General features: G+C 69.0%; 20 protein-coding genes and 3 pseudogenes. 8 read left to right on the top strand and 15 right to left on the bottom strand.

The window, feature by feature from the left end:
* The coding region (locus tag ACFV2X_RS00005) for a protein kinase (protein WP_385609489.1) at nt 1-1122 on the top strand (1122 nt) is incomplete at its 5' end.
* Here ACFV2X_RS00005 and ACFV2X_RS00010 read toward each other — a convergent pair.
* Entirely contained in the window at nt 1013-1891 is an 879-nt protein-coding gene (locus tag ACFV2X_RS00010; RefSeq protein ID WP_385609491.1) for a LysR family transcriptional regulator, read from the bottom strand. The two genes, ACFV2X_RS00005 and ACFV2X_RS00010, sit on opposite strands and share 110 nt — an antisense overlap.
* Nucleotides 1892-1974: 83 nt before the next feature.
* Here ACFV2X_RS00010 and ACFV2X_RS00015 point away from each other — a divergent pair, with 83 nt between their 5' ends.
* Entirely contained in the window at nt 1975-2700 is a 726-nt protein-coding gene (locus tag ACFV2X_RS00015) for an SDR family oxidoreductase (protein ID WP_385609493.1), read from the top strand.
* A 440-nt stretch (nt 2701-3140) separates the two neighbouring features.
* Nucleotides 3141-3377: a hypothetical protein gene (locus ACFV2X_RS00020; protein WP_385609494.1), complete on the top strand. Its 237-nt coding sequence runs from the start codon at nt 3141-3143 to the stop codon at nt 3375-3377.
* A gap of 148 nt (nt 3378-3525) precedes the next feature.
* Here ACFV2X_RS00020 and ACFV2X_RS00025 read toward each other — a convergent pair whose 3' ends face one another.
* A complete protein-coding gene (locus tag ACFV2X_RS00025) occupies nt 3526-4479 on the bottom strand; it encodes a sigma-70 family RNA polymerase sigma factor (protein WP_385609495.1) in 954 nt (317 codons plus the stop codon).
* A gap of 21 nt (nt 4480-4500) precedes the next feature.
* Nucleotides 4501-5700 carry an NAD(P)/FAD-dependent oxidoreductase gene (locus ACFV2X_RS00030; RefSeq protein ID WP_385609496.1) on the bottom strand — a complete coding sequence of 400 codons (1200 nt, stop codon included), beginning with the start codon at nt 5698-5700 and terminating at the stop codon, nt 4501-4503.
* A gap of 353 nt (nt 5701-6053) precedes the next feature.
* Here ACFV2X_RS00030 and ACFV2X_RS00035 point away from each other — a divergent pair, with 353 nt between their 5' ends.
* A complete protein-coding gene (locus tag ACFV2X_RS00035) occupies nt 6054-6485 on the top strand; it encodes a helix-turn-helix domain-containing protein (protein ID WP_385609497.1) in 432 nt (143 codons plus the stop codon).
* Between the two features lie 84 nt (nt 6486-6569).
* Here the strand turns inward: ACFV2X_RS00035 and ACFV2X_RS00040 are convergent, their stop codons facing one another.
* The 6 genes and pseudogenes from ACFV2X_RS00040 to ACFV2X_RS00065 form a co-directional block, all read right to left on the bottom strand.
* Nucleotides 6570-7172, bottom strand: a complete 603-nt coding sequence (locus tag ACFV2X_RS00040) for a ClpP family protease (RefSeq protein WP_385609499.1) — start codon at nt 7170-7172, stop codon at nt 6570-6572.
* Nucleotide 7173: 1 nt separating this feature from the next.
* Nucleotides 7174-7812, bottom strand: coding sequence for an ATP-dependent Clp protease proteolytic subunit (locus ACFV2X_RS00045; RefSeq protein WP_385609500.1), 639 nt, complete (start codon nt 7810-7812; stop codon nt 7174-7176).
* A gap of 152 nt (nt 7813-7964) precedes the next feature.
* Nucleotides 7965-8161, bottom strand: a pseudogene (locus ACFV2X_RS00050) (IS630 family transposase); the annotation flags it as partial.
* A gap of 63 nt (nt 8162-8224) precedes the next feature.
* Entirely contained in the window at nt 8225-8422 is a 198-nt protein-coding gene (locus ACFV2X_RS00055) for a VOC family protein (RefSeq protein ID WP_385609501.1), read from the bottom strand.
* A gap of 15 nt (nt 8423-8437) precedes the next feature.
* Entirely contained in the window at nt 8438-8728 is a 291-nt protein-coding gene (locus ACFV2X_RS00060; RefSeq protein WP_385609503.1) for an alpha/beta hydrolase, read from the bottom strand.
* The gene (locus ACFV2X_RS00065) at nt 8725-9465 is read right to left on the bottom strand and encodes an SDR family oxidoreductase (protein WP_385609504.1); all 741 of its coding nucleotides are present in this window, start codon (nt 9463-9465) and stop codon (nt 8725-8727) included. Before ACFV2X_RS00065 ends, ACFV2X_RS00060 begins: the two co-directional genes overlap by 4 nt.
* A 95-nt stretch (nt 9466-9560) precedes the next feature.
* On the opposite strand from ACFV2X_RS00065, the gene ACFV2X_RS00070 reads away from it, so the two are divergent.
* Nucleotides 9561-10121 carry a TetR/AcrR family transcriptional regulator gene (locus ACFV2X_RS00070; RefSeq protein ID WP_385609506.1) on the top strand — a complete coding sequence of 187 codons (561 nt, stop codon included), beginning with the start codon at nt 9561-9563 and terminating at the stop codon, nt 10119-10121.
* 344 nt (nt 10122-10465) lie between these two features.
* Here ACFV2X_RS00070 and ACFV2X_RS00075 read toward each other — a convergent pair whose 3' ends face one another.
* A complete protein-coding gene (locus ACFV2X_RS00075) occupies nt 10466-11095 on the bottom strand; it encodes an ABC transporter substrate-binding protein (RefSeq protein WP_385609508.1) in 630 nt (209 codons plus the stop codon).
* A gap of 300 nt (nt 11096-11395) precedes the next feature.
* Nucleotides 11396-12349, bottom strand: coding sequence for a right-handed parallel beta-helix repeat-containing protein (locus ACFV2X_RS00080; RefSeq protein ID WP_385609509.1), 954 nt, complete (start codon nt 12347-12349; stop codon nt 11396-11398).
* 688 nt (nt 12350-13037) lie between these two features.
* Between ACFV2X_RS00080 and gyrB the strand changes: the two genes are divergently transcribed.
* Together gyrB and ACFV2X_RS00090 are read left to right on the top strand one after the other, a co-directional pair.
* Nucleotides 13038-15071 (top strand): DNA topoisomerase (ATP-hydrolyzing) subunit B, encoded by a 2034-nt coding sequence (gene gyrB, locus ACFV2X_RS00085; RefSeq protein WP_385609511.1) that lies wholly within the window; start codon nt 13038-13040, stop codon nt 15069-15071.
* Between the two features lie 80 nt (nt 15072-15151).
* Complete coding sequence (locus ACFV2X_RS00090) at nt 15152-17263, top strand: type IIA DNA topoisomerase subunit B (RefSeq protein WP_385609512.1); 2112 nt, start codon at nt 15152-15154, stop codon at nt 17261-17263.
* A gap of 275 nt (nt 17264-17538) precedes the next feature.
* Here the strand turns inward: ACFV2X_RS00090 and ACFV2X_RS00095 are convergent.
* From ACFV2X_RS00095 to ACFV2X_RS00105, 3 genes and pseudogenes are all read right to left on the bottom strand, one after another.
* Nucleotides 17539-18024 (bottom strand): annotated as a pseudogene (locus ACFV2X_RS00095) (zinc-binding dehydrogenase); the annotation flags it as partial.
* 217 nt (nt 18025-18241) lie between these two features.
* A pseudogene (locus ACFV2X_RS00100) lies at nt 18242-18514 on the bottom strand (LLM class flavin-dependent oxidoreductase); the annotation flags it as partial.
* Between the two features lie 161 nt (nt 18515-18675).
* On the bottom strand, nt 18676-19629 hold the full coding sequence (locus ACFV2X_RS00105; RefSeq protein WP_385609514.1) for a LysR family transcriptional regulator: 954 nt from the start codon (nt 19627-19629) through the stop codon (nt 18676-18678).
* 249 nt (nt 19630-19878) lie between these two features.
* Here ACFV2X_RS00105 and ACFV2X_RS00110 point away from each other — a divergent pair, with 249 nt between their 5' ends.
* A complete protein-coding gene (locus ACFV2X_RS00110; protein ID WP_385609515.1) occupies nt 19879-22197 on the top strand; it encodes an FdhF/YdeP family oxidoreductase in 2319 nt (772 codons plus the stop codon).
* Nucleotides 22198-22304: 107 nt separating this feature from the next.
* On the opposite strand, the gene ACFV2X_RS00115 is transcribed toward ACFV2X_RS00110, so the two are convergent.
* A complete protein-coding gene (locus ACFV2X_RS00115) occupies nt 22305-23273 on the bottom strand; it encodes a LysR family transcriptional regulator (protein WP_385609517.1) in 969 nt (322 codons plus the stop codon).
* Between the last annotated feature and the right edge of the window lie 17 nt (nt 23274-23290).

Genomic DNA, 23290 nt, shown 5'->3' on the forward strand with positions numbered 1-23290 from the left:
CTGCGGAACATCATCGGCGGCATGGACCTGGAGCGCACCCTGACCTCCCGCGAGGAGATCAACGCGGCACTGCGCGGCGTGCTCGACGAGGCCACTGGCAAATGGGGCATCCGCGTCAACCGCGTCGAGCTCAAGGCGATCGAGCCGCCCACCTCCATCCAGGAGTCGGCGGAGAAACAGATGCGCGCCGACCGTGACAAGCGCGCCGCGATCCTCCAGGCCGAAGGCGAGAAGCAGGCCGCGCTGCTGAAGGCGGAGACCGAACGCGAAGTGGCCGCCATCCTCGCCCGCGGAAGCGAAGCGACGCGCAACACACCGCAGTCGCCCGTCCGGGCCAGCCCCGTACCCGGACACCAGTCACTGCGGCAGGACGATCCCCGCCGTATCGGCCGTTACCACCTGACGGCTCTGCCCTGGCTGGCCACCGCGTACATCCCAGGCCCTTCACTCCACGATGTCCTCAGACAGCAGGGTGCCCTGCCCACGAGAACCCTTCTCACCCTCGCCGTCGGCATCGCCGAGGCACTTGAGGGCATCCATGCCTGCGGCATCATCCACCGTGACCTCAAACCCAGCAACATCATCGTCTCCAGTGCGGGCCCTCGCGTCATCGACTTCGGCATCGCCCGAGCCCTCGACAGCACCACACTCACCCGTACCAACCATGTCGTCGGCACACAGGGATTCCTCGCCCCGGAACAGCTCACCGGCACCTCGGTCACGCCCGCCGCGGACCTCTACGCCTTTGGCATGGTGCTGTGCCACGCCGCCGGAGTCACGCCGCTCACCGACGGCGAATCCCTGGAGTCGGCCCTCAGCCTGCTGCCGGCTCGTTTCGTGGGCATCATCACCCGGCGTCTCGGCCACAACCCGAACGGCCGTCCAAAACACCCGCCGAGGTACTCGAGCGGCTCTCCCAGAACGACTCCCCAGCCGAAGACTGGCTGCCGCCTCCCGTACGCACGATGGTCGACCTGCACAACGCCCCCACCGCCACGGCGCCTTGAGCCGATCATGCGTGTGACTTCCGCCGGTTCAGAGAGCGGAGCCCGGCCGCTGAGCGGACGAGTGATGCAACCTCCCGGGAGCGACTGCTCTGCGGCCATGCGATCACCGTGGTGACTTTCGGCGCGTCGACGACGGGCACCGCGACGTGTTCGGGCCACTGCCAGGCACGGCTGGAGGCAGGGATGACGAGCAGCGTTCTGCCGAGTGCCACGAGCTGAGCGAGCTGCGACTGGGTGTGCACCTCCGGTCCGGGCCCGTCCGGGTAGGACCCGTCGAGCCGGGGCCATCGAGCGATCGGCAGGTCCGGCACATCGCTGACATCCGCCAGCGTGAGCTGATCGCGTGACGCGAGCGGATGTCCCGCGGGAAGGATCGCGACCTGGCCTTCGGCGCACAGGTCTTCGGCGTCGAACCCGGCGAGGTCGTCGAACGGGCGGTGCATGAGTGCCACGTCGGCCTGCCCGTCGCGGAGCAGCCGTGCCTGCTCGCCGACCTCGCACAGGAGGACCTCAATCGGTGCCGCCCCAGGTTCGCTCGCAAGCGTGTCGAGGAGCCGTCGCAGCAGTTCGTGGGACGCCCCGGCCTTCGTCGCGAGCACCAGCGGCCGCTTCGGATCCCTGGCACGCCGCGTACGACGCGCGGCGGCCGCGACCGCATCGAGGGCCACTCCGGCCTCCCGAAGCAGCACCCTGCCGGCATCGGTGAGCGCCACGCCACGACGGTCGCGGTCAAAGAGCTGGACCCCGAGCCGCTGCTCCAGCAGGCGGATCGCGCGCGAGAGCGGCGGTTGTGCGATCCCGAGCCGACCGGCGGCGCGTCCAAAGTGCAATTCCTCGGCGACGGCGACGAAGTACCGGAGCTCGCGGGTCTCGAGATCGTCCACGCGAGCAGCCTACTGCCTGATACCTGGTGAGTATCACAGCGGACTGATCCGGTATTGGACGACGAGTGCGCGGCTCGCCGAGCATGGATCGAGTGAACGACACGAAGACCGCGCTGGTCACCGGCGCGAACAAGGGAATTGGTTTCGCCATCGCACAGGGTCTCGGAGCGATCGGCTTCACGGTCGCGGTGGGGGCTCGAGACGATGCCAGGCGCGAGGACGCCGTCAAGCACCTGCGTGCCGCGGGCGTCGACGCGTTCGGGGTCGCCCTCGACGTCACCTCCGACGACAGCGTCGCCGCCGCGGCGGCGACGATCGGGCAGACAGCAGGACGGCTCGACGTGCTCGTCAACAACGCGGGCATCTCCGGCGGGACCGCCGGTGACGCGCAGGATCCGACGACGCTCGACCTCGGCGTCGTCCGCACCGTCCTTGACACAAACGTCTTCGGGGTCGTCCGGGTGACGAACGCGATGCTCCCGCTGCTCAGCCGCGCGCACTCGCCGCGCATCGTCAACATGTCGAGCAGTATGGGCTCGCTGACGCTGCAGACCGGCCCGATCATGGCCGCGTACGCACCGTCGAAGTCCATGCTCAACAGCGTCACGGCACAGTACGCCCGCCGACTCGCCGATACGAACGTCATCGTGAACGCCTGCTGCCCCGGCTACGTGGCGACCGACTTCACCGGCTTCAACGCGCCGCGTACGCCCGAGCAAGGCGCCGCGATCGCAATCCGGCTCGCCACCCTGCCGGATGACGGACCGCGCGGCGGCTTCTTCGACGACGAGGGCGTCGTCCCCTGGTGACCCCGGACGGACGGGAGAGACGGTGCCGGCCCGCGCAGTCCCTCCCGTCCGTCTCTGCGCCGACACCAGCTCGTGGGTGCAGTACAGCTCATGGGCGAAACCTTGAGGTTTCGGTACCGGACAGCGAAGTGGTGGGCGAGCTCGTGAGCGATCCGGCCGGCGGTGGCCTCGCCGCCCACGTATGGCGTGACGAACCCGAGCGCGTGCTCTGCGGTCGACCGTACGGGGCGGGTCACCGCCACCAACCTCGCTGCTAACCTCTGCGGAGTTAAAGTGACTCAGGGGGAAAGTCCGTGCTCACGTCGCCTGCCACGGAATGGCCGTGGCTCATGGCTGTCATAGCTCTCGTAATCCACTGCTCCGCCATGGCTAAATGGGTGCCAATTCAGAAATTCTGGACGGCGTACCCCTTCATATGGGTGCTATGTGGCATCGGAGCAGTGGCGATCGGTTCGTCGCAGGGCTTCGCCTTGACCGACATGCTCGTCCTGTGTTCATTCGCCCTCGTCGGGCTGACGATCGGCCTGTTCCCGACTCGCAAGCTGTTTGTGATGTGGGCCCACGACATCAACAAGGGCGTGAAGCAGGAAACTTACCCCTATCCACGTTCGCACCTCGCATTCTGCGGCGTCTCCGTGATCGTCGCGGTGCTCGGCGCGTTTCTGCTGGTGCAGTGAGACGCCGCGATCAGTGGACCGGGCTGCGGCTGACGCACTGACGGCAGCGAGCCGCTGCACGCTGTCCGCATGCCGTTTGGTGGCCCCCGAAGCCCGGGAGCGGTTCAGCGCAGCGCGGGAGCTGCGCCTGGCCGCGGTCGGCGTCGGGTCACCACTGGGCGATGAGCGGCGTGTCCGGTTCGTGTTGCCGCCAGGCTTCGGTGAGACGGACGAGGCGGGTGGGGGCGGCGATGCCGCGCACGGTTGCGATCTTGCCGTTGGTGATGTCGAACGTCACGGCGCCCACGATCTGATCGCCGAGCACGAAGAGGATGGCGGGGGCGCCGTTGACGAGGGCGTAGTGGATGGCGGGCGTACCGCCGGCGAATCGCCGTTTCGCGGGTGTGGGTTTGAAGCCGGCCCGTGCGATGGCGGCGATGCGCTGCGGAGTGTCGTACCGCAGCAGCGTCTCGGACAGGCCGGCCCCGTCGGAGATCGCGGTTGCGTCGTCGGTGAGCAGCGCCACCAGCCGTTCGGTGCGGCCCGAGGAGGCAGCGGCGAGGAATTCCTCGACGATCCTGCGAGCGGATGCCAGGTCGACTTCGCCGCCGCGGCGGCGCGCGGCGGTGATACGGCGCCGGGCCCGGTGGAGGTGCTGCTGGCTCGCGGACTCGGTGATGTCGAGGATCTCGGCGATCTCGGCGTGGCCGTAGGAGAACGCTTCGCGCAGGATGTAGACGGCCCGCTCGAGGGGTGACAGGCGCTCCATGAGAGTCAGCACGGCCAGGGAGACCGATTCGCGCTGCTCGAAAGTGCCGGCCGGGCCGAGCATCGGGTCGCCGTCGAGGAGCGGTTCGGGCAGCCAGGCGCCGACGGTGCGTTCGCGGCGGGCTTGTGCCGAGCGGAGCCGGTCCAGGCACAGGTTGGTGACGACCTTGGTCAGCCACGCTTCGGGAACCTTGATCCGCTGCCGGTCGGCGGCCTGCCAGTGCAGGAACGCATCCTGCACGGCGTCTTCGGCGTCGGCGGCGGATCCCAGCAGCCGGTAGGCCAGCGAGGCCAGCCGGTTCCGGCTGGCCTCGAACCGGCTGGTGTCGAAGCGATCAATGGCGGTGTCGTCCACGCGGAACACCCTATGAGGCGGCTACGCGACCGCCTTCTCGGCGGTCGCGTCCGTCGCGGCGGCCAGGCGGTGCTTGCGCTTGGGCATGCCGAGGGTGGGGTGCGAGGTGGCCCACAGTGACATGTTGAGGAGGCTCGACTTGATCCGCGCGGTCTTCCGACCGCCCATGTGCTTCGGCTTTGCCTGCCCTTCGTCGTCGACCAAGTACAGGATCGCGTCCCGCCGCCCGAGGCTGATGTGGTTGTACGTGTAGACCAGCTTGGCGTTCGCGATCTTGCGGCCGGTCAGGCCTCCCATGATCGCCTCGATGGCCTGCTGGGCGGTGCAGGCGGCCGAGGCGCAGGACATCGGCAGCGGCCGGCCGTTGTCGCCGATGGCGTAGGCGCTGTCGCCGATGGCGTAGACGTTCGGGTGCGAGACCGACCGCATGGTGCGATCAACGACGATCCGACCGTTCCCGGTGACCTCCAGACCGCCGGCGGCGGCGATGGTGTTGACCGCGAACCCGGCCGTCCACACGGTTGCGTCGGACGCCAGGGCGGTGCCATCGGCGCACAGCGCCCGCGTCGCTTCGACGGCTTCGACGCTGGTGTGTTCCAGGACGGTGATGCCCAGCCGGTCGCAGGCCTGGCGCAGGTGGCTGCGGGCTCCGGTGGAGAGCCGGGAGCCCAGCTCGCCGCGGGCGACCAGCGTCACCGACAGGCCGGGCCGGGATTCGGCGATCTCGGTTGCGGTCTCGATGCCGGTCAACCCGTCGCCGACGACCACCACGTTCCCGGCTTCGCCCCGCCTGTCCAGGCTGTCCAGACGCTCGCGCAGGCGCAGCGCCGAGGGCCGGGCGGCGATGTCGAAGGCGTGCTCGGCCGCGCCGGGGACGCCGTGGTCGTCGCCGTGGCTGCCGAGCGCGTAGACAAGGGTGTCGTAGCCGAGTTCGCCGCCGCCGTCAGCGTTGGCCACGGCGACGACCTGGCGCTCGGGGTCGACGGCGGTGACACGGGCCAGGTGCAGCCGTATCCCCGTGCCCGCGAAGACGTCGGCAAGCTTGGGAGCCTTGATCTGCTGGCCGGTCGCGAGCTGGTGCAGCCGCATTCGCTGGACGAAGTCCGGCTCGGAGTTGACCACGGTGATGTCGGTGTCCGCCGGGGACAGCCGGCGGGCCAGGTTCCCGGCCACATAGGCCCCGGCATAGCCGGCGCCGAGGACGACGATGCGGTGCTTCATGTGTCGCTCCTGTCGGTTCGCTTGCTCTTGCGTGAGTTGAGCGGGACGGCGCCCCGATTCCTGACAGGAACTGCGTGTGGCATGGGTCACAGAGCGGCAGGAGCGCCGCCCAACGGAAGATGTCCGTCGGCGAACTCGCCGAACGCCTCGGCATCCCACCCGCCGACCTGGCGGTGCTGGCCGGCCGCACGGGCGGGGTGAGCGGGGTGTCGTCGGGCGGGTTGGAGAGAGCTTGAACCGCACCGGCTCCAGCTCGCTGGCGGCTCGCGACACCTCCAGTCCGCTCACATGGCTTCACCCAGGGCAGAACGCCGCTCCCTTCCCGCGGCGCCCCGGATCCCTAGGCTGAAGGGGTGAGCACTCATGCGCCGAACGAAGCCCGCGTCATCCCCTTGCGCCCACAGACCTCGCCGCCCGGTTCCGGCGGGGCGACCCGCGCCCCGCAGCGACCGGCGGGAGCCCCACAGACACCCACGCCGAGGGAACCCCTGTGGCGCGACCTCGTCGGCGATGTGCTGCGGCGCGAGCGGCTCGCCCAGGAGCGCACGCTGAAGGACGTCGCGGAGTCGGCCCGGATCTCGATGCCGTACCTGTCGGAGCTGGAGCGCGGACGCAAGGAGGCCTCCTCCGAGGTGCTCGCGGCCGCCGCCCAGGCCCTCGGGCTCGGCCTCGCCGACCTGCTCTCGCTCGCCCAGGACGAGTTGGCCCGGTACGCCCGGAGCCGGGCGGGCCGGGGCCGCACTTCGCCCCCGGCGCAGTACGACGGCCTCTGCCTCGTCGCCTGACCGAACAAACCGACGGCCGGTACGACGGGGCGCACCACCGCCGTACCGGCCGGCTCGTGGGCCTTCGGCCACGGCCGCGCGGGGTCAGACGAACGCGAGCCGTCGGCTCAGCACCTCGTCGGCGAGCCCGTAGGCAACGGCCTCCTCGGCGGTGAGCACCTTGTCCCGGTCCATGTCCGCGCGCAGCGTCGCCACGTCGTGATGCGTGTGCCGGGACAGGACCTCCTCCACCTGCGAGCGGATGCGGACCATCTCCTTGGCCGCGAGGCTGAGGTCGGAGACCGTCCCCTGCTGGCCGCCGCTGGCCGGCTGGCCGAGCAGCACCCGCGCGTGCTGGAGCACGAACCGTCGCCCGGGATCTCCGCCGGCCAGCAGCACCGCCGCCGTCGACGCCGCCTGACCGACGCAGAACGTGGAGATCGGCGCCTGCACGAACGTCATCGTGTCGTAGATCGCCATCAGCGAAGTGAACGATCCACCGGGCGAGTTGAGATAGATCGAGATCTCGCGCTCCGGGTTCGCCGACTCCAGATGCAGGAGTTGCGCGATGACCACATTGGCGACCCCGTCGTCGATCTCGGTGCCGAGGAAGATGATCCGCTCGTTCAGCAGCCGGCTGAAGACGTCGTAGGACCGCTCACCCTGCGCGGTCCGCTCGATGACGTAGGGAACCGTGTACGACCCCATGTCACAACCCCATCCGTCGGCGCGACGCGGCCGGGCGGATGTCGGCGACCGACTCCACCACCCGGTCCACGATCCCGTACTCCCTGGCCTGCTCGGCCGTGAACCAGCGGTCCCGATCGCCGTCCCGCGCGATCGTCTCCTCGCTCTGCCCGGTGTGCTCGGCGGTGATCCGCTCGATGGCCTTCTTGGTGAACTGGAGGTTCTCCGCCTGGATCTCGATGTCCGCGGCGGTGCCACCGATGCCCGCTGAGGGCTGGTGCATCATGATCCGCGCGTTCGGCAGCGCGTACCGCTTGCCGGGCGTCCCCACCGTGAGCAGGAACTGGCCCATGCTGGCGGCGAACCCCATCGCCAGCGTCGAGACGTCGTTCGGGATGAGCCGCATGGTGTCGTAGATGGCGAGACCCGCGGTGACCGACCCGCCGGGGCTGTTGACGTACAGGCTGATGTCGGTGCGCGGGTCCTCCGCCGACAGCAGCAACAGCTGCGCGCACACCCGGTTGGCCGACACGTCGTCGACCTGTGTGCCGAGGAGGACGATCCGCTGGGCGAGCAGCTGCGCCGCGAGATGGTCGTCGAAGCGGCTGGGCGGTGTGTCGCCCTCCTCCGCGCGGGGCGGGAGCGTGGTGAGTGAAGTCATCTGGTCTCCTTGTCGAGGCAGGGATGCCGTCGACTCCACTCTTGACCTCGGGAGATCCCCGGATGCGGTTTCTCTGCCCGCCGCAGATTCGCCACGGGCAGAGTTGACGGCTCAGTGGACGCGGCGGCCCGGCCCGAGGCGTGCGCCAGGGGGCGTCTGCCCCAGCGGATGCCCTTCTCACCGCGGACGCAGGCGCGTTCCCTGCGCTGCGCGGCGAGGACATCGGGGCGGCGGGCGTTGGCGTTGCGCCAGCGCAGGTACGCGTGCGGGGCCTGGGTCTGCGCGGGGTGATTGCGGTCGTTGGCGTTGCGAGGATGAACTGCCGCAGCAGACCGAAGTAGGCCTCGACTCGGAACGGACGTCACCGTCCATCCAGCCGGTCCAACCTGGGCGAACCTACGCGGTCACACCACTAGCCGGGGTAGACGGTGCCGTCCTCCACGAAGCACAACGGGTTGTCCCAGGGGTCCTGGATGTAGAACGATCGTTCGCCCCACGGGCGGACGGCGATCGCGCCCGCCGGAGCATCGTGGACCAGTTCCGTGGACAGGCAGTCAAGTGCCTCGGCGCGCTCGAAGACGGCATCGAGGTCCGTGACGGTGAAGTACATGGCCTTCCGGACACATCAACTCCGCCGGCGGCCTGGGTTCGCGGCACCACGGTACGGGTCGTCGGCGCTGCTCACCACCAGGGCCCGGCAGGACAACGGTTGTGCCGACACCTCGAGGAACGTCGCGGCCGTCTGGCGTGGGAACGCCGACCCGAGCGGGTCGGGCGGCGCGACCAGGAATGCGCCGCCTGTCGGGCTGCCGGGGTTCCTACCCGGCCAGCCCGCTCGTCGGCCTGTCGGGCCGGACAGTGGCGTTGCACAAGCGGCCGGCGGCCGTCTCACTCGACCGGTGACCGCACGTGTCATGCCTGGACGGTGGGGCGAACGTTGATCTCGCCGATCTCGACGTCGCCGGGCTGCTCGATGGCGAAGGCCACCGCGCGGGCAACCGCCGCCGGAGGGATGCCCATCGCGTCCATGTGCTTGCGCGTCTGCTCGCGGATGTGCGGGTCTGCCATGGAGCCGGCGAGATCGGTGCGGACGTATCCCGGCGAGATTGCTGTCGTGCGCACCACCCCGTCGGTGGACTCCGCGCGCAGCCCCTCGTGGATGGTGCGCACCGCGTTCTTGGTCGCGGCGTAGACAGCCATCGAGGGGGACACGGACAGGCCGGCCACCGAGACGATGCTGACCAGGTGGCCCGACCCCTGCTCGCGGAAGACGGGCAGCGCGGCGGCGACGCCGTTGAGCATGCCGCGAAGGTTGACATCGATCATGGCCGACCAGCCTTCGGTGTCGAGGTCGGCCAGCGGGCTGATCGGGGCGATGCCGGCGTTGTTCACCAGGACGTCGATACGGCCGTACTGGTCGATGGTGGTGGAGACCAGGCGCCGCAGGTCCTCGGCCTTGGTGACGTCGACGACGCACGTGGCGGCACGGCCCCCCTCCTCCCGGATGTCCTGCGCTATGGCGTCGATGCGCTCGCCGCGGCGCGCCGCGAGGACGACCGCGGCCCCACGCTGGGCGAGCAGACGGGCCGTGGCTTCGCCGATGCCGCCACTCGCTCCGGTAATAGCGACGATCTTGTCGTGAAGAGAGAGCACTACTGCCTCCAAGTAAAGTGGACACGTGTCCGCTGCATGGTTCACCGTACCGGACACGTGTCCACTTGTCAGAGGCGGAACATCAGGAGAGGCCTATGAGCGCGCCAGCACGCCGTACGGACGCGGCGCAGAACCGGACCCGCATCGTGGAGGCCGCCCGCACAGCCCTCGCCGAGTCCAACCATGTCCACCTCAACGAGATCGCCAAGCGCGCCGGTGTAGGACAGGGCACGCTCTACCGGAACTTCCCCAACCGCGAAGCGCTCCTCGCCGAGGTCTACCGGCGCGACGTCGAAGAACTCGTGACCGCCGCCTCCGCTCTGCTGGCGGAACACGAGCCCGTGGAAGCCTTGCGCCACTGGCTCGACCGAGTGATCGACTACGCCGAGATCAAACGCGGCGTCCTGGCAGCGCTCGAGCCGACGGCGTGGCAGGACCTCGTCGCCCACAGCCACAACCCCATCGAAGGCGCCCTCGGCCACCTGCTGGACGCGGGGAAAGCGGCCGGCTCCATCCGCACGGACGTGGACGCCCCCGGGGTCCTCCTGCTCATCGCCTACCTCAGCCGACTCGACCGGGATGAGTGGGAATCAACGGCACGGCCTCTGATGGCCGTCATCCTCGACGGCCTTCGCCGGCAGGACGCGGACCGGTGAGGGCACAGGAAAGGTCCAGCTCCTTCCCGACGGCCGGGCCCACCCGCCGACCTGGCAGACCTCACCCGCCCGGCACGGCGACAGCCCCATATGCGTTCCCGTGCTGAGCGCCTGCGGATCCGACGGCGCGGTCCAGGCCGACCGCACACCCCTCCGGACCGCGTCCGCGGCAGCAGGGCCTACGTCAGCCGTGACAACCGTGCCTAGTCGACGACGTGGCACGGCACGTCGAGCGTGGCAGCATAGATGACCGCCGTGAAGCCTCTGGTGGTTACGGACATGATCTCGTGGTGAGACCTGTCCTGCCAGGAGCTTCACGAACCTTCACGGACCTCCGTGCTCTCTCAGCCGGTGTGGAGGATCCGAAAGCGATCGGGTTCCGCTGGATCTCGATCAACGACTTGGACTGGCGTCCAAGCCCATTGCCAAACGCTGATGCCTGGCGTGCGGGAGAACCGGATCTGCCCGCGGGTCCCCTCGACTGCAACGCGCGGCCAGCATTCGGCAATGCGCTCCCGGTCCGCGCCGAGGAGAAAGTCTGTGTAGATCCGCCAGCCGTGGGACTGCGCCGGGGCGAGGCGTGCGACCCAATCCGTTGGCTGTTCGGTGAGCCCGTCGAGAACCGCTGACGAGCAGAGGAACGGCAGGCCGAGGGCGTCGGCCCTGGCAGCAGCGGCGCGAGCGACGACGCTGTGATACTCCCCCGCCAGCGCGGCCACGCCCAGGCGAGCCAATTCATCTACGGCCGCCGCGGCCCTCTGTGGATCGGCCGCGGTGTCTCGGACCACCAGCTCGAGTGGTCTTCCGACGATCCCGCCGTCGTCATTGACTTCGCGTACGGCCAGCTCGAGTCCAGCGAGCAAGTGCTGGCCTGCCTCGACCCAGCCAGGCCGAGTCAGCGGAACGAGAGCGCCGATCCGGACGGATGATCCATCAGCCCGCTCCGCCTCAGGTGGCGATGGTGGCGTATTCATGCGTTGGCGTCTCCCGAGTGCCGCTTCGGTTGCAGTCTGCCCGGATCGCAGAGTGAACGTCAGTGGCGCCGAGAGTAACCGAGCCTGGAACGGCCAGTTCCGGGCCCCGTCCCGTGGCCGTCAGCGGCGGCAACACCGCGAATCCGGAGGTCTCGCCGTCTACGGGTGGGCATCGGCACCCGGCGCCACGGAAGCCCGGTCCGACAGCGCGCAGGTGCCCTTCGTCAGGGAGGCCCCGGCCTGCCCCGGCCAGATGCCGGGGCAGGGCCAGGAGCCAGGCCAAGTGGGCTGATGGTCGGATCAGGGGTTCTTGCGTACGACGGCACGCGGAGTGCACGGGGGCTTGCTCGAGTCGTCGGCTCCGTCCAGCACGGTGGGGATGGTCGCACCCCTGTAGCTCTTGGAGAACCTGGCCGTGGTGTAGAAGACATTGCCGTGCGAACACCTGGTGTTGCGCGCGAGCCGCCACGCGGAGAAGACCGCCTTGGTGCCGGTCCTGCTATAGCTGCCACCCCGTACTTTGTTGCCGTTGCTGTAGTCGGCCGCCCGGATCGCATCTCCGGAGATCTTGGAGAAGGTTCCGCCGCTTACGGTGTTGTTGTTGCTCTGATTCGCGAAGTACACCGCGTGCATACAGCCGGGGCAGCCCCTGTTCACGAGGTTGCGGAAGGTGTTCCCCGTAATCGTGGTGTTCCGGGCGTAGTTGAGATGGACCGCCGCGTAACCTGACCGGGCGCCGCCCATGTCCGTGAACTTCATTCCCTTGATGGTGGCGCCGATCACCCTTCGACTGTCGGCCGTACCAGTGCCGCGGAGCATGATCCCGCCCGTGGTGTACCGGCTGAGCCGCAACCCGGTGAAGGTGAGCTTCGTCCTCGTCGGATCGACGACGAGCCAGTACTTCTGCCTCTTCGCGCCGTCGAAGACCGGGACTCCGGTGCCGGGCTGCGGTTTGAACGTGACGCTTTGCGCCGACCAGTTCCCCCACCTGTACTGGGGAAGCTTGTAGGTGCCTCCCTTGAAGAGCACCGTCACCGTCCGCGGGTTCTGCCGTGCGGCGAGGACTTTACGCACATCGGCGAGGGTCTTCACGGGCTTGCTCTGTGTCCCGGGGTTACCGCTCTTGCCTGTGGGGCTTACGTAGACCACACCGCTTCCAGCGGCATTGGCCGGTACGGCGAAGATGCCGCCCGCGGCGACGAGGGCTCCGGCGACCAGGGTGCCGCAGACTCCGGTGGTGAGGGCGTGACGCATGGCTGGCTGCCTTTCGGATCGTCGATTGCTCCGATCGTGTGTCGCCGGGGTTGGGTGAACCTTGTAGGAACCTTGTACGGGCTGCCGAGGGCCCGCTCACCGAAACCGGTCACACCCGACCCGCGCCGATCCCGGGCCGCTGCCGCGGCCGTTCCGAATGAGCTTCGAACATGCCGAGGGGCAGGCAGAGCACACTCCCGATTTCATGACGGTCATGGCTGACGGCGGCCGGTGGCCGGTGGCCCGGGATGCTGGTGTTGGCGCCGGCAGGCAGCCTCTAGCAGCACCCTCCGCCGGGGCAGGGTTCGGCGGGATGCCTGGGGCTGGCGGCCTGACGCAGCGCGACTCGCGACCGCGGAGGGTCACGCCGGAAATAGTGCCTGGAGCGCTACGCGGCAAGGTGCCAAGAAAGCCCCCCAGTGGCCATCTGTCGCATTTTCAGGGAGTCAAGGCAGGGGGGATCGACTCATGCACCGCAAGGGGCGCACAGTGGCCCATGAAGGCGTTCCCGCCCCATCAACAAGGGGCATCTCCGGTATCCTTGACAGCGTCCCGGTAGCCGACAGCCCCGAGGCCTGCGAGCCCCGGGGCCCTGTTTGGGCTGCCGCGCCCCGTCTCCGCCAGTTGTACGGCCGCTCCCGCACCGTGGTGTGGGAGCGCGGTCTGCCATGCCCGAAAGAGAGCATCTGTGGCCACTTACGACACTCGCACCGCCAGCGGTACCCCCGAATCCCAGCAGCCCGGCCATGCCGGGACGGCGTCGTATGACGCCAACGCGATCACTGTTCTGGACGGCCTGGACGCGGTGCGCAAGCGGCCGGGGATGTACATCGGCTCCACGGGCGAGCGGGGTCTGCACCACCTGGTGCAGGAGCTCGTGGACAACTCCGTGGACGAGGCGCTCGCGGGAGTGGCCGACCGGATCGACGTGACGATCCTGGCCGACGGCGGGGTACGGGTGGTCGACAACGGCCGCGGCATCCCGGTGGGGACGCACCCGGTGGAGAAGCGGCCGGCCGTCGAGGTGGTGCTGACCGTGCTGCACGCGGGCGGGAAGTTCGGGGGCGGCGGGTACGCGGTCTCCGGCGGTCTGCACGGTGTGGGCCTGTCGGTGGTCAACGCGCTGTCGACCAGGATGTCGGCGGAGATCTGGACCGACGGCTACCGGTGGACGCAGGACTACAAGGACGGCGCTCCCACCGCCCCACTGGCCCGCCACGAGGTCACCTCCCGGACGGGCACCTCCCTGACGTTCTGGGCAGACGGCGGCATCTTCGAGACCACCGAATACTCCTTCGAGACGCTGTCCAGGCGTTTCCAGGAGATGGCCTTCCTCAACTGCGGGCTCACTCTGACCCTGACCGACGAACGGCCCTCCGCGCGCGCGACGGCCGCGGCCGACGAAGCCGACTCGGACCCGGCAGCGAAGACGGTCTCCTACCGCTACGACGGCGGCATCACCGACTTCGTCGCCTACCTCAATGCCCGCAAGGGCGAACCGGTCCATCCCTCGGTCATCACCATCGCCGCCGAGGACACGGAACGGCTGCTGTCGGCCGAGGTAGCCCTGCAGTGGAACGGCCAGTACACCGACAGCGTCTACTCCTACGCCAACGCCATCCACACCCATGAGGGCGGCACCCACGAGGAGGGCTTCCGCACGGCACTGACCACTGTGGTCAACCGCTACGCGCGGGAGAAGAAACTGCTGCGCGAAAAGGACGCCAACCTCTCCGGCGAGGACATCCGCGAGGGCCTGACCGCGATCATCTCGGTCAAGCTCGGCGAACCGCAGTTCGAGGGCCAGACCAAGACCAAACTCGGCAACACCGAGGCGCGCACCTTCGTGCAGAAGATCGTCCACGAGCATCTGACCGACTGGTTCGACCGTAACCCGAACGAGGTCGCGGACATCGTGCGCAAGGCCATGCAGGCGGCAACGGCCCGGGTCGCGGCCCGCAAGGCGCGCGACCTGACCCGCCGCAAGGGCCTGCTGGAAACGGCGGCGCTGCCGGGCAAGCTGTCCGACTGTCAGTCGAACGACCCGGCGATGTCGGAGATCTTCATCGTGGAAGGAGACTCCGCAGGCGGCTCGGCCAAATCCGGCCGCAACCCGCAGTACCAGGCGATCCTCCCGATCCGCGGCAAGATCCTCAACGTGGAGAAGGCCCGGATCGACAAAATCCTGCACAACCAGGAGATCCAGGCGATCATCTCCGCGTTCGGCACGGGCGTGCACGAGGACTTCGATATCGCCAAACTCCGTTACCACAAGATCATCCTGATGGCGGACGCCGATGTCGACGGCCAGCACATCAACACCCTGCTGCTGACCTTTCTGTTCCGCTTCATGCGCCCCCTGATCGAGGGGGGCCACGTCTACCTCTCCCGCCCCCCGCTGTACAAGATCAAGTGGAGCCGGGACCACGTCGAATACGCCTACTCCGACCGCGAACGCAACATGCTGCTGGAACGGGGCCGGCAGGACAGCCGCCGGATCAAGGACGACTCCATCCAGCGCTTCAAGGGCCTGGGCGAGATGAACGCCGAGGAACTGCGCGTCACCACCATGGACCCCGACCACCGGGTCCTGGGCCAGGTCACCCTCGACGACGCAGCCGTCGCGGACGACCTCTTCTCCGTCCTGATGGGCGAGGACGTCGAAGCCCGCCGCCACTTCATCCAGCGCAATGCCAAGGACGTCCGCTTCCTCGACATCTGACCCTGGGCACTGCCCCCGCACGCTCGGGACGCCCGACCCGAAACCCCACTACTATCCTCTGTTGCCCAGGAGAGCACTGCGTGAGCACACTCCCCGCCCCGGCTGCCGACAGCCGCCCGCAGGACGGCTCCGACTACACCGCACGGCACCTGATGGTGCTCGAAGGACTGGAGGCCGTACGCAAACGCCCCGGCATGTACATCGGATCCAGCGATAGCCGCGGCCTGATGCACTGCCTGTGGGAGATCATCGACAATTCCGTCGATGAAGCCTTGGCCGACGCCTGCGACCACATCGAGGTCATCCTCCACGACGACGGCTCCGTGGAAGTCACCGACAACGGCCGCGGCATCCCCGTGGACACCGACCCCCGCACCGGCCTGTCCGGTGTCGAGATCGCCTACACCAAACTCCACGCCGGCGGAAAATTCGGCGGCGGCTCCTACGCCGCCTCCGGCGGTCTGCACGGCGTCGGCGCCTCCGTCGTCAACGCCCTCTCGGCCCGGCTGGACATCGAGGTCGACCGCCACGGCCGCACCCACGCCATCAGCTTCCGCCGCGGCACACCCGGCACCTACACCGGCCCCGGACCCGACGCCCCCTTCACCCCCGCCCAGGGCCTGCGCAAGACCATCAAAATCCCCAAGTCACGGACCGGCACGCGCGTGCGCTACTGGGCCGACCACCAGATCTTCCTCAAGGACGCCAAGCTCTCCTTGGAGAACCTGCACCAGCGGGCTCGGCAGACGGCGTTCCTCGTGCCGGGACTGACCATCGTCGTCCGGGACGAGTACGGACTCGGCGAGGGCGGCAGCAAGGGCGAGGAGTCCTTCCGCTTCGACGGCGGCATCAGCGAGTTCTGCGAGTTCCTGGCGAGCGACAAGCCGGTCTGCGACATCCTCCGCTTCACCGGACAGGGCACCTTCAAGGAGACGGTCCCGGTCCTGGACGACCACGGCCGGATGACGCCCACCGAGGTCACCCGGGAACTCGCCGTGGACGTCGCACTGCGCTGGGGCACCGGCTACGACACCACCCTGCGCTCCTTCGTCAACATCATCGCCACCCCCAAGGGCGGCACCCACGTTGCCGGCTTCGAACAGGCCGTCGCCAAGACGATGAACGAGGTGCTGCGCGCCAAGAAGCTGCTCCGCGTCGCCGAGGACGACATCGTCAAGGACGACGCCCTGGAGGGCCTCACCGCGGTCGTCACGGTCCGTCTCGCCGAGCCCCAGTTCGAGGGCCAGACCAAGGAGGTCCTCGGTACCTCGGCGGCCCGCCGCATCGTCAACACCGTGATCAGCAAGGAACTCAAGGCGTTCCTGACCTCCACCAAGCGGGACGCCGCCCAGCAGGCCCGGGTGGTCCTGGAGAAGGCCGTCGCCGCCGCCCGCACGCGTATCGCGGCACGCCAGCACAAGGACGCGCAGCGCCGCAAGACGGCCCTGGAGTCCTCCTCACTGCCCGCCAAGCTCGCCGACTGCCGCAGCGACGACATCGACCGCAGCGAGCTGTTCATCGTCGAAGGCGACTCCGCGCTCGGCACGGCCAAGCTCGCCCGGAACTCCGAGTTCCAGGCCCTGCTGCCGATCCGCGGCAAGATCCTCAACGTCCAGAAGTCGTCCGTCACGGACATGCTGAAGAACGCCGAGTGCGGCGCGATCATCCAGGTCATAGGAGCCGGCTCCGGGCGGACCTTCGACCTCAACACGGCCCGCTACGGCAAGATCATCATGATGACCGACGCCGACGTCGACGGCTCCCACATCCGCACGCTGCTGCTGACCCTCTTCCACCGTTACATGCGGCCCATGGTCGAGGCCGGCCGGGTGTTCGCCGCGGTGCCGCCGCTGCACCGCGTCGAGCTCATCCAGCCGAAGAAGGGGCGGGACAAGTACGTCTACACGTACTCCGACCGCGAGCTGCGCGACAAGCTGCTCGAGTTCCAGAGCAAGAACATCCGGTACAAGGACTCGATCCAGCGCTACAAGGGCCTCGGTGAGATGGACGCCGACCAGCTGGCCGAGACCACCATGGAGCCGCGCCACCGCACCCTGCGCCGGATCAACCTCTCCGACCTGGAAGCCGCGGAAGGCGTGTTCGACCTGCTGATGGGCAACGACGTGGCTCCCCGCAGGGAGTTCATCACCAGCTCCGCTGCCACGCTCGACCGGTCCAGGATCGATATCTGAGAATCGCGCCACCCGCCCCAACCGCCTCCGCGGCGATCAGGAGCAAGGGTGGTCCAGCCGGCGCCGCCGCCAGGCTGCGGCGCCGGCAGTGTCACGACAAGCCCCGCATCGTCGTCGGCTGCCTGGTCGAGCGGCAGGACGGTGGTGACCTCGACGGACAGAGTGCCGGCGGCCGCCTGTTCGGCGAGCGGCGCGATGGTCTCGGTGACGGGCTGGGCGAAGACACCGGTGCCGGTGAGGCCGGCGGCGGCAAGGGCGTCGGCGTCGGGTGCCGTCGTGGTGGTGGCGACCTTGCCGTCCTTGCGGACCGCGGCCAGGGGCACGTCGTCCGTGGTGTATCCGGCGAGGTTGACCGGGGCGTCGACGCCCTGAGGGTGGGCCGCCCGGACCCGTTCGGTGACGGAGCCGGTCGTGAAGCCGACGACGGTGGTGGCGCCCAGCTTGGTGAGCCGGTCGGTGTCGGCGGGGGTACCGGTGGCCACGACGGTCGCGCCGCGGGCGGCCAGTAGCTGGATCGCGTAGGAGCCGACGCCGCCGGTGGCGCCGTTGACCAGCGCCACCTGCCCGGGCCGGGGGCGACGGCGTCGACCGCGGCCACGGCGGCCGCACCGGCCAGGGGGATCGAGGCCGCGCTCCTTCGCCGGCAATTCGTTGAGTCCGATGGAGTGGTCGGCGGATCTCGACGTCGGAGTCGGCCGCCTTCTGGGAGGTGTCGGCGACGAAGCACCACGGAGTTGGGGCTGCCGCCGACTCCGATCCACACCGGAAGCCGGTCCTGCACCGGCCGTGGCAGGATGAGCTCGTTGTCCAGCGGGGGCCTGAACCGCCCCGACCAGGTGACCGGAGCGGGCTCACGCAGCGCCAGCAGCAGCCGCAGCTTCTCGTCGAACAGTGCGTCGTAGTCGCCCATGATCTCGGCCCGCCCCCGGGAAACCAGATCCAGGGCGGTGAACTGCTCGAACGACCCACAGGATCGTCGGAGCCCAGCACCATCACCGCACTGGTGAGCCGGATCCGTGACGTCCGGGCCGCGGCGGCGGCAAACAGCACCACCGGTGCGGGCGCGCCGAACCCGGCTCGGTGGTGCTCGCCGAGGCCGAACACATCCAGCCCGACCTCGTCGGCGAGCGCGATCTCTTCCAACAGCTCCGGGAGTGACGCAGGTATTCCACTTACCGATGGATCTCGAGGGGTGACACCGAGAGAGGCGGGTACCCGTGATGGCACAGCAGAGATCATTCCGGGCCGCATGAGCGCGCTCGAGCACGCGCTTCCGCTCACCGCGGCCTCACGCCACCACTAAGTTGGAACATCTGCCTCACTTCCAGCAGGCCGTACCGGTCGGCCCCGCAACCAGGTCATCGATATGGCGAGCTCGGGCGTCGAGGCTGACGGACGCCCAGGGCCGAAAGCTAACGTTGCGCGCCGAACGTGGTGTCGTCGCCCGGCGCCTGGTGGGGCAGCCGTTCCAGCGTCGCGGCGATGCCGGCCCGCTCCACGACATCGATCAGCGCCTGCCCGATCACGGAGACCGGCTCACGAGCCGGGAGCACCAGGCCGATGCGCTCCGTACGGACCGGGCCGACCAGCGGAACGGCGCGCATACCCGCGGGCACACCGAAGACATGCAGCCAGGCGTGCGGCACGATGCTCGCCCATTGACCGGCTCTGACCTGTGCGAACAGGGAGGCGATCGAGTCGGTCTCGACCCGCGGTGTCACGGACACGCCCACGGTCTCGAACACGGCGTCGAGCACCTGACGGCCCTGCATCATGGGATGCAGCAGACACAGGGGGTACTGGGCCGCCTCCTCCCAGGAGATCTCGGCGGCCCCGGAGTCGGGCGCGGACCGCTGGGTCAGCAGCACATAGCGTTCCCGGTACAGCGGTACGAACTTGAAGTCGTGCGCGGCGACGGAGCTCTGGTAGGTGACGGCGGCATCGAGTTCGTACGTCCGCAGCCGGTTCACGATGTCCTCGGCCTGCAGGTCGGCGAAGACCTGGACGGTCGCCAGTGGGTTGGCGGCGCAGAACGGCTGGGTCAGCAGCGCGACCGCCGTGGACGCGGTCGGGACGGTGCCGATGCGCAGCCGGCCGCTGAGCCCCGCCCGCAGTGCCTGGATCTCGCCCCGCATCGCGTCACGGTCGGCGAGGATGCGCTGTGCCCACAGGACGACCCGCTCACCCTCCGGTGTGAAGCCCTCGAAACGACGCCCCCGCTGGACCAGGGGGATGCCGAGTTCCTCCTCCAGTTTCCGGATGCCCTCGGACAGGGCCGGCTGGGAGACAAAGCATGCCCGGGCCGCCTTCGCGAAGTGGCGGGCGCGGGCGAGGGCGGCGAGGTATTCGAGTTGGCGCAGCAGCACGCGTCAATGATCCCGCGCGCCCGGCCGCGCTCGGCACCGGCCACCCGGCAGTGATCGGTGCTGCCTGTCAGCCGATCGGAACTACCGCTTTGACCTGCCCCGAAGCACTGGCGAAGAGTGGGGTGCGAAAAGTGGGCGGGGCGTATCGCACCCACGCGGGTCCGAGGGCGCACGGGCTGCCCCGCTCCTGGAGGCACCGGACGTCGCCGAGCGAGCTCGCCGCCCAGGACGGAGAGGGCGTGGTGTGCGATGCGGGATTTCGACGAACCGGACGAGGACGAGCTGTCGGTGACGGCTCCCAAGACATGGGCGACAGGTGCTCCCGCGGTCGTACACGCGCTGCAGTACGCGCTCGGACAGACGTCGCCCAAGCGCACCGCGCTCACCCTGCTCAACATCAACCAGGCGAAGGGCTTCGACTGCCCGGGGTGTGCCTGGCCGGAGCCCGCGCCGGGCAAGCGGCACCGCAACGAGTACTGCGAGAACGGCGCCAAGCACATCAGTGACGAGGCCACCTCCCGGCGGGTGACCGCCGAGTTCTTCCAGCGGCACTCGGTGGACGAGCTGAGCCGGAAGTCGGACTACTGGCTCAATCAGCAGGGCCGGCTGACCGAACCGATGGTGCTGCGCGAGGGCGCGACCCACTACGAGCCGATCGGGTGGGACGAGGCACTGGACCTGCTCGCCGATGAGCTGCGTGCCCTGGACCACCCGGACGAGGCGCTGTTCTACACCTCCGGACGACTGGCGAACGAACCGGCCTTCCTGCTCCAGCTCTTCGCGCGGGCCTTCGGCACCAACAACCTGCCGGACTGCTCCAACATGTGCCATGAGTCCAGCGGCTCGGCGCTGAACGAGACCCTGGGCATCGGCAAGGGCAGCGTCAGCCTCGACGACCTCTACAACGCGGACCTGATCTTCGTCGTAGGACAGAATCCGGGCACCAACCACCCGCGCATGCTGTCCGCGCTGGAGGAGACCAAGCGCCGCGGCGGCCACGTCGTCGCCGTCAATCCGCTGCCCGAGGCGGGGCTGCTCCGCTTCAAGCACCCGCAGAAGGCACGCGGGATCATCGGCCGCGGCACGGACATCGCCGACCAGTTCCTGCAGATACGGCCCGGGGGCGACCTGGCCCTCTTCCAGGCGCTGAACCTGCTGTTGCTGGAGGCCGAGGACAAGGAGCCGGGCACCGTCCTGGACCGTGAGTTCATCGAGTCGCACACCACGGGCTACGACGCCTTCGCCGAGCACATACGCGAGACGTCCTGGGACGCCGTCCTGGAGGCCACCGGCCTGAGCAGGGACGAGATCGAGCAGGTACACGAGCGGGTGCTGAACAGCCGCAGTGTCATCGTCTGCTGGGCGATGGGCCTGACCCAGCACAAGCACGGTGTGCCCACCATCCGCGAGATCGTCAACTTCCTTCTGCTGCGTGGCAACATCGGCCGGCCGGGCGCGGGAGTGTGCCCGGTGCGCGGACACAGCAATGTGCAGGGCGACCGCACCATGGGCATCTGGGAGCGCATGCCCCAGCCGTTCCTCGACCGGCTGGGACAGGAGTTCCGTTTCACCGCGCCGGCGAAGCACGGCCTGGACTCCGTCGACTCCATCCGGGCCATGCTCGACGGGCGGGCCAAGCTCTTCGTCGGAGTCGCGGGCAACTTCGTCAGGGCGACGCCCGACAGCGAAGTCACCGAGCGCGCCCTGCGCAACTGCCGTCTGACCGCCCACATTTCGACGAAACTCAACCGCTCCCACGCGGTGTGCGGACGCACCGCCCTGATCCTGCCCACGCTCGGGCGCAGTGATCGCGACATCCAGGCGGGCGGCGAGCAGTTCATGACGGTCGAGGACTCGATGAGCGAGGTGCACGCGACGCGTGGCCGTCTCGCCCCCGCGTCCGCGCACCTGGTCAGCGAGGTGTCCATCATCAGCCGCCTCGCCCGCAAGGTCCTGGGGTCCGAACCGTCCGAACCGTCTGAACCGGACATCCCCTGGGCGGACTTCGAGGCCGACTACGACCTCGTCCGCGACCGCATCGCCCGGGTCGTCGACGGCTTCGAGAACTTCAACGAGCGGGTACGGCGCCCAGGCGGTTTCCGCCTGCCCAACCCGGTCAACGAGAAGGTGTTCCGCACACCCGCCGGGAAGGCCGTCTTCACCGTCAACGACTTCACCATGCTCCAGGCGCCCGAGGGTCACCTGGTCCTGCAGACACTGCGCTCGCACGACCAGTGGAACACGATTCCGTACGCGATGGACGACCGCTACCGGGGCATCAAGGGCGGCCGGCGCGTCGTCCTGGTCAGCCGCGCCGACCTCGCGGACCTCGGCCTCGACGACGGCAGCCTCGTCGATCTCGTCAGCGTCTGGACCGACGGCTCGGAGCGCCGTGCCGACGGCTTCCGCGTCGTCGCCTACCCGACCCCCCGGGGTTCGGCGGCCGCCTACTACCCGGAGACCAACGTCCTCGTGCCGCTCGACAGCGTCGCGGACATCAGCAACACGCCCACGTCGAAGAGCGTGATCGTCCGCCTGGAACGGGCCGCCGACCGGGCACCTGTGTAGCAGTCAAGGCCGCCCTGGGCGTCCGAAACGGCAACATCATCACGGTCACCCGCAGCGCCTGACCTTGCCCGCCCGATCACCTCCTTCCCTGAAAGCCACCAGATCGGTCATGCGTGTTCAGGCTGGGCGGGCCGAGCAGGCTGGGCGGGCTGGGCCCATTTCGGTGTCCAGATGCCGTTGTTGGCGCGGCCGGGATAGGCGGAGGTGAGATGGTGGCGCAGGGCGGCCAGCGCGGGGTGCGGGTTGTCGGTGCGCCAGATCAGTGAGTGGGGGTAGACCGGGGTCGGTTCTTGGAGGGGGATGCGTCGCAGGTCGTGGCCCGCGGGCCAGACAAGCGGGGTCTGCTCGCTGACGAAGGTGGCCAGCGTGGTGGAGTTCGCGATGGTGTCGAGCAGATGCTCGACACCGAAGTTCGGGCCGACCGCGTCGATGGTGAGACCGAACGTGGCGGCGAGTTCGTCGTAGTAGGCGGCCCACTCGGTGCCGGGCATGTTGCCGGGCATCCAGATCCGGCGTCCGGCGAGCTGGGCGGGAGCGATCGCGCGGGCGCCGGCGAACTCGTGCGCCGGCCCGGTGAACAAGTACAGCGGTTCGTCGAAGACCGGAGTGGCCTCGATACCGTCGGGGAGCTGCCGGCCCGGCATGCTCACGGCGCGGAAGGTCGCGTCGATCGTCCCGGACCGGACGGCGGCGATGGCCGTGTCGAAGTCGAAGAGGGTCAGGACATCAAGCTCGGTCTCGGGATTCGCGCGGTGGAAGTCGCGCAGCAGACCCGCCACTGAGACCCGGTAGCGTATCACGTCGACACGCAACGCCCGGCGCCCTGGCCGTACGGAAGCGGCTGCCCGTTCCTCGGCCTGGAGGAGAGCCCGGGCGTAGGGCAGGAACGCCTGCCCGTCGATGGTGAGCCGGGCTCCACGGGCCGTACGGCTGAACAGCTGCACACCGAGGTCCTTCTCCAGCACGGCAATGCGCTTGGACACAGCCTGTGGCGTGATCGACAGGTTGGTGGCGGCTTCTTGGAACTGTCCCGCGTCCACGGCGGTGACGAAGGTGCGCACGGCAGTGAGGTCCATGCCGCCCATCCTAGATG

Source organism: Streptomyces sp. NPDC059679 (assembly GCF_042734105.1).
Lineage (GTDB): Bacteria > Actinomycetota > Actinomycetes > Streptomycetales > Streptomycetaceae > Streptomyces.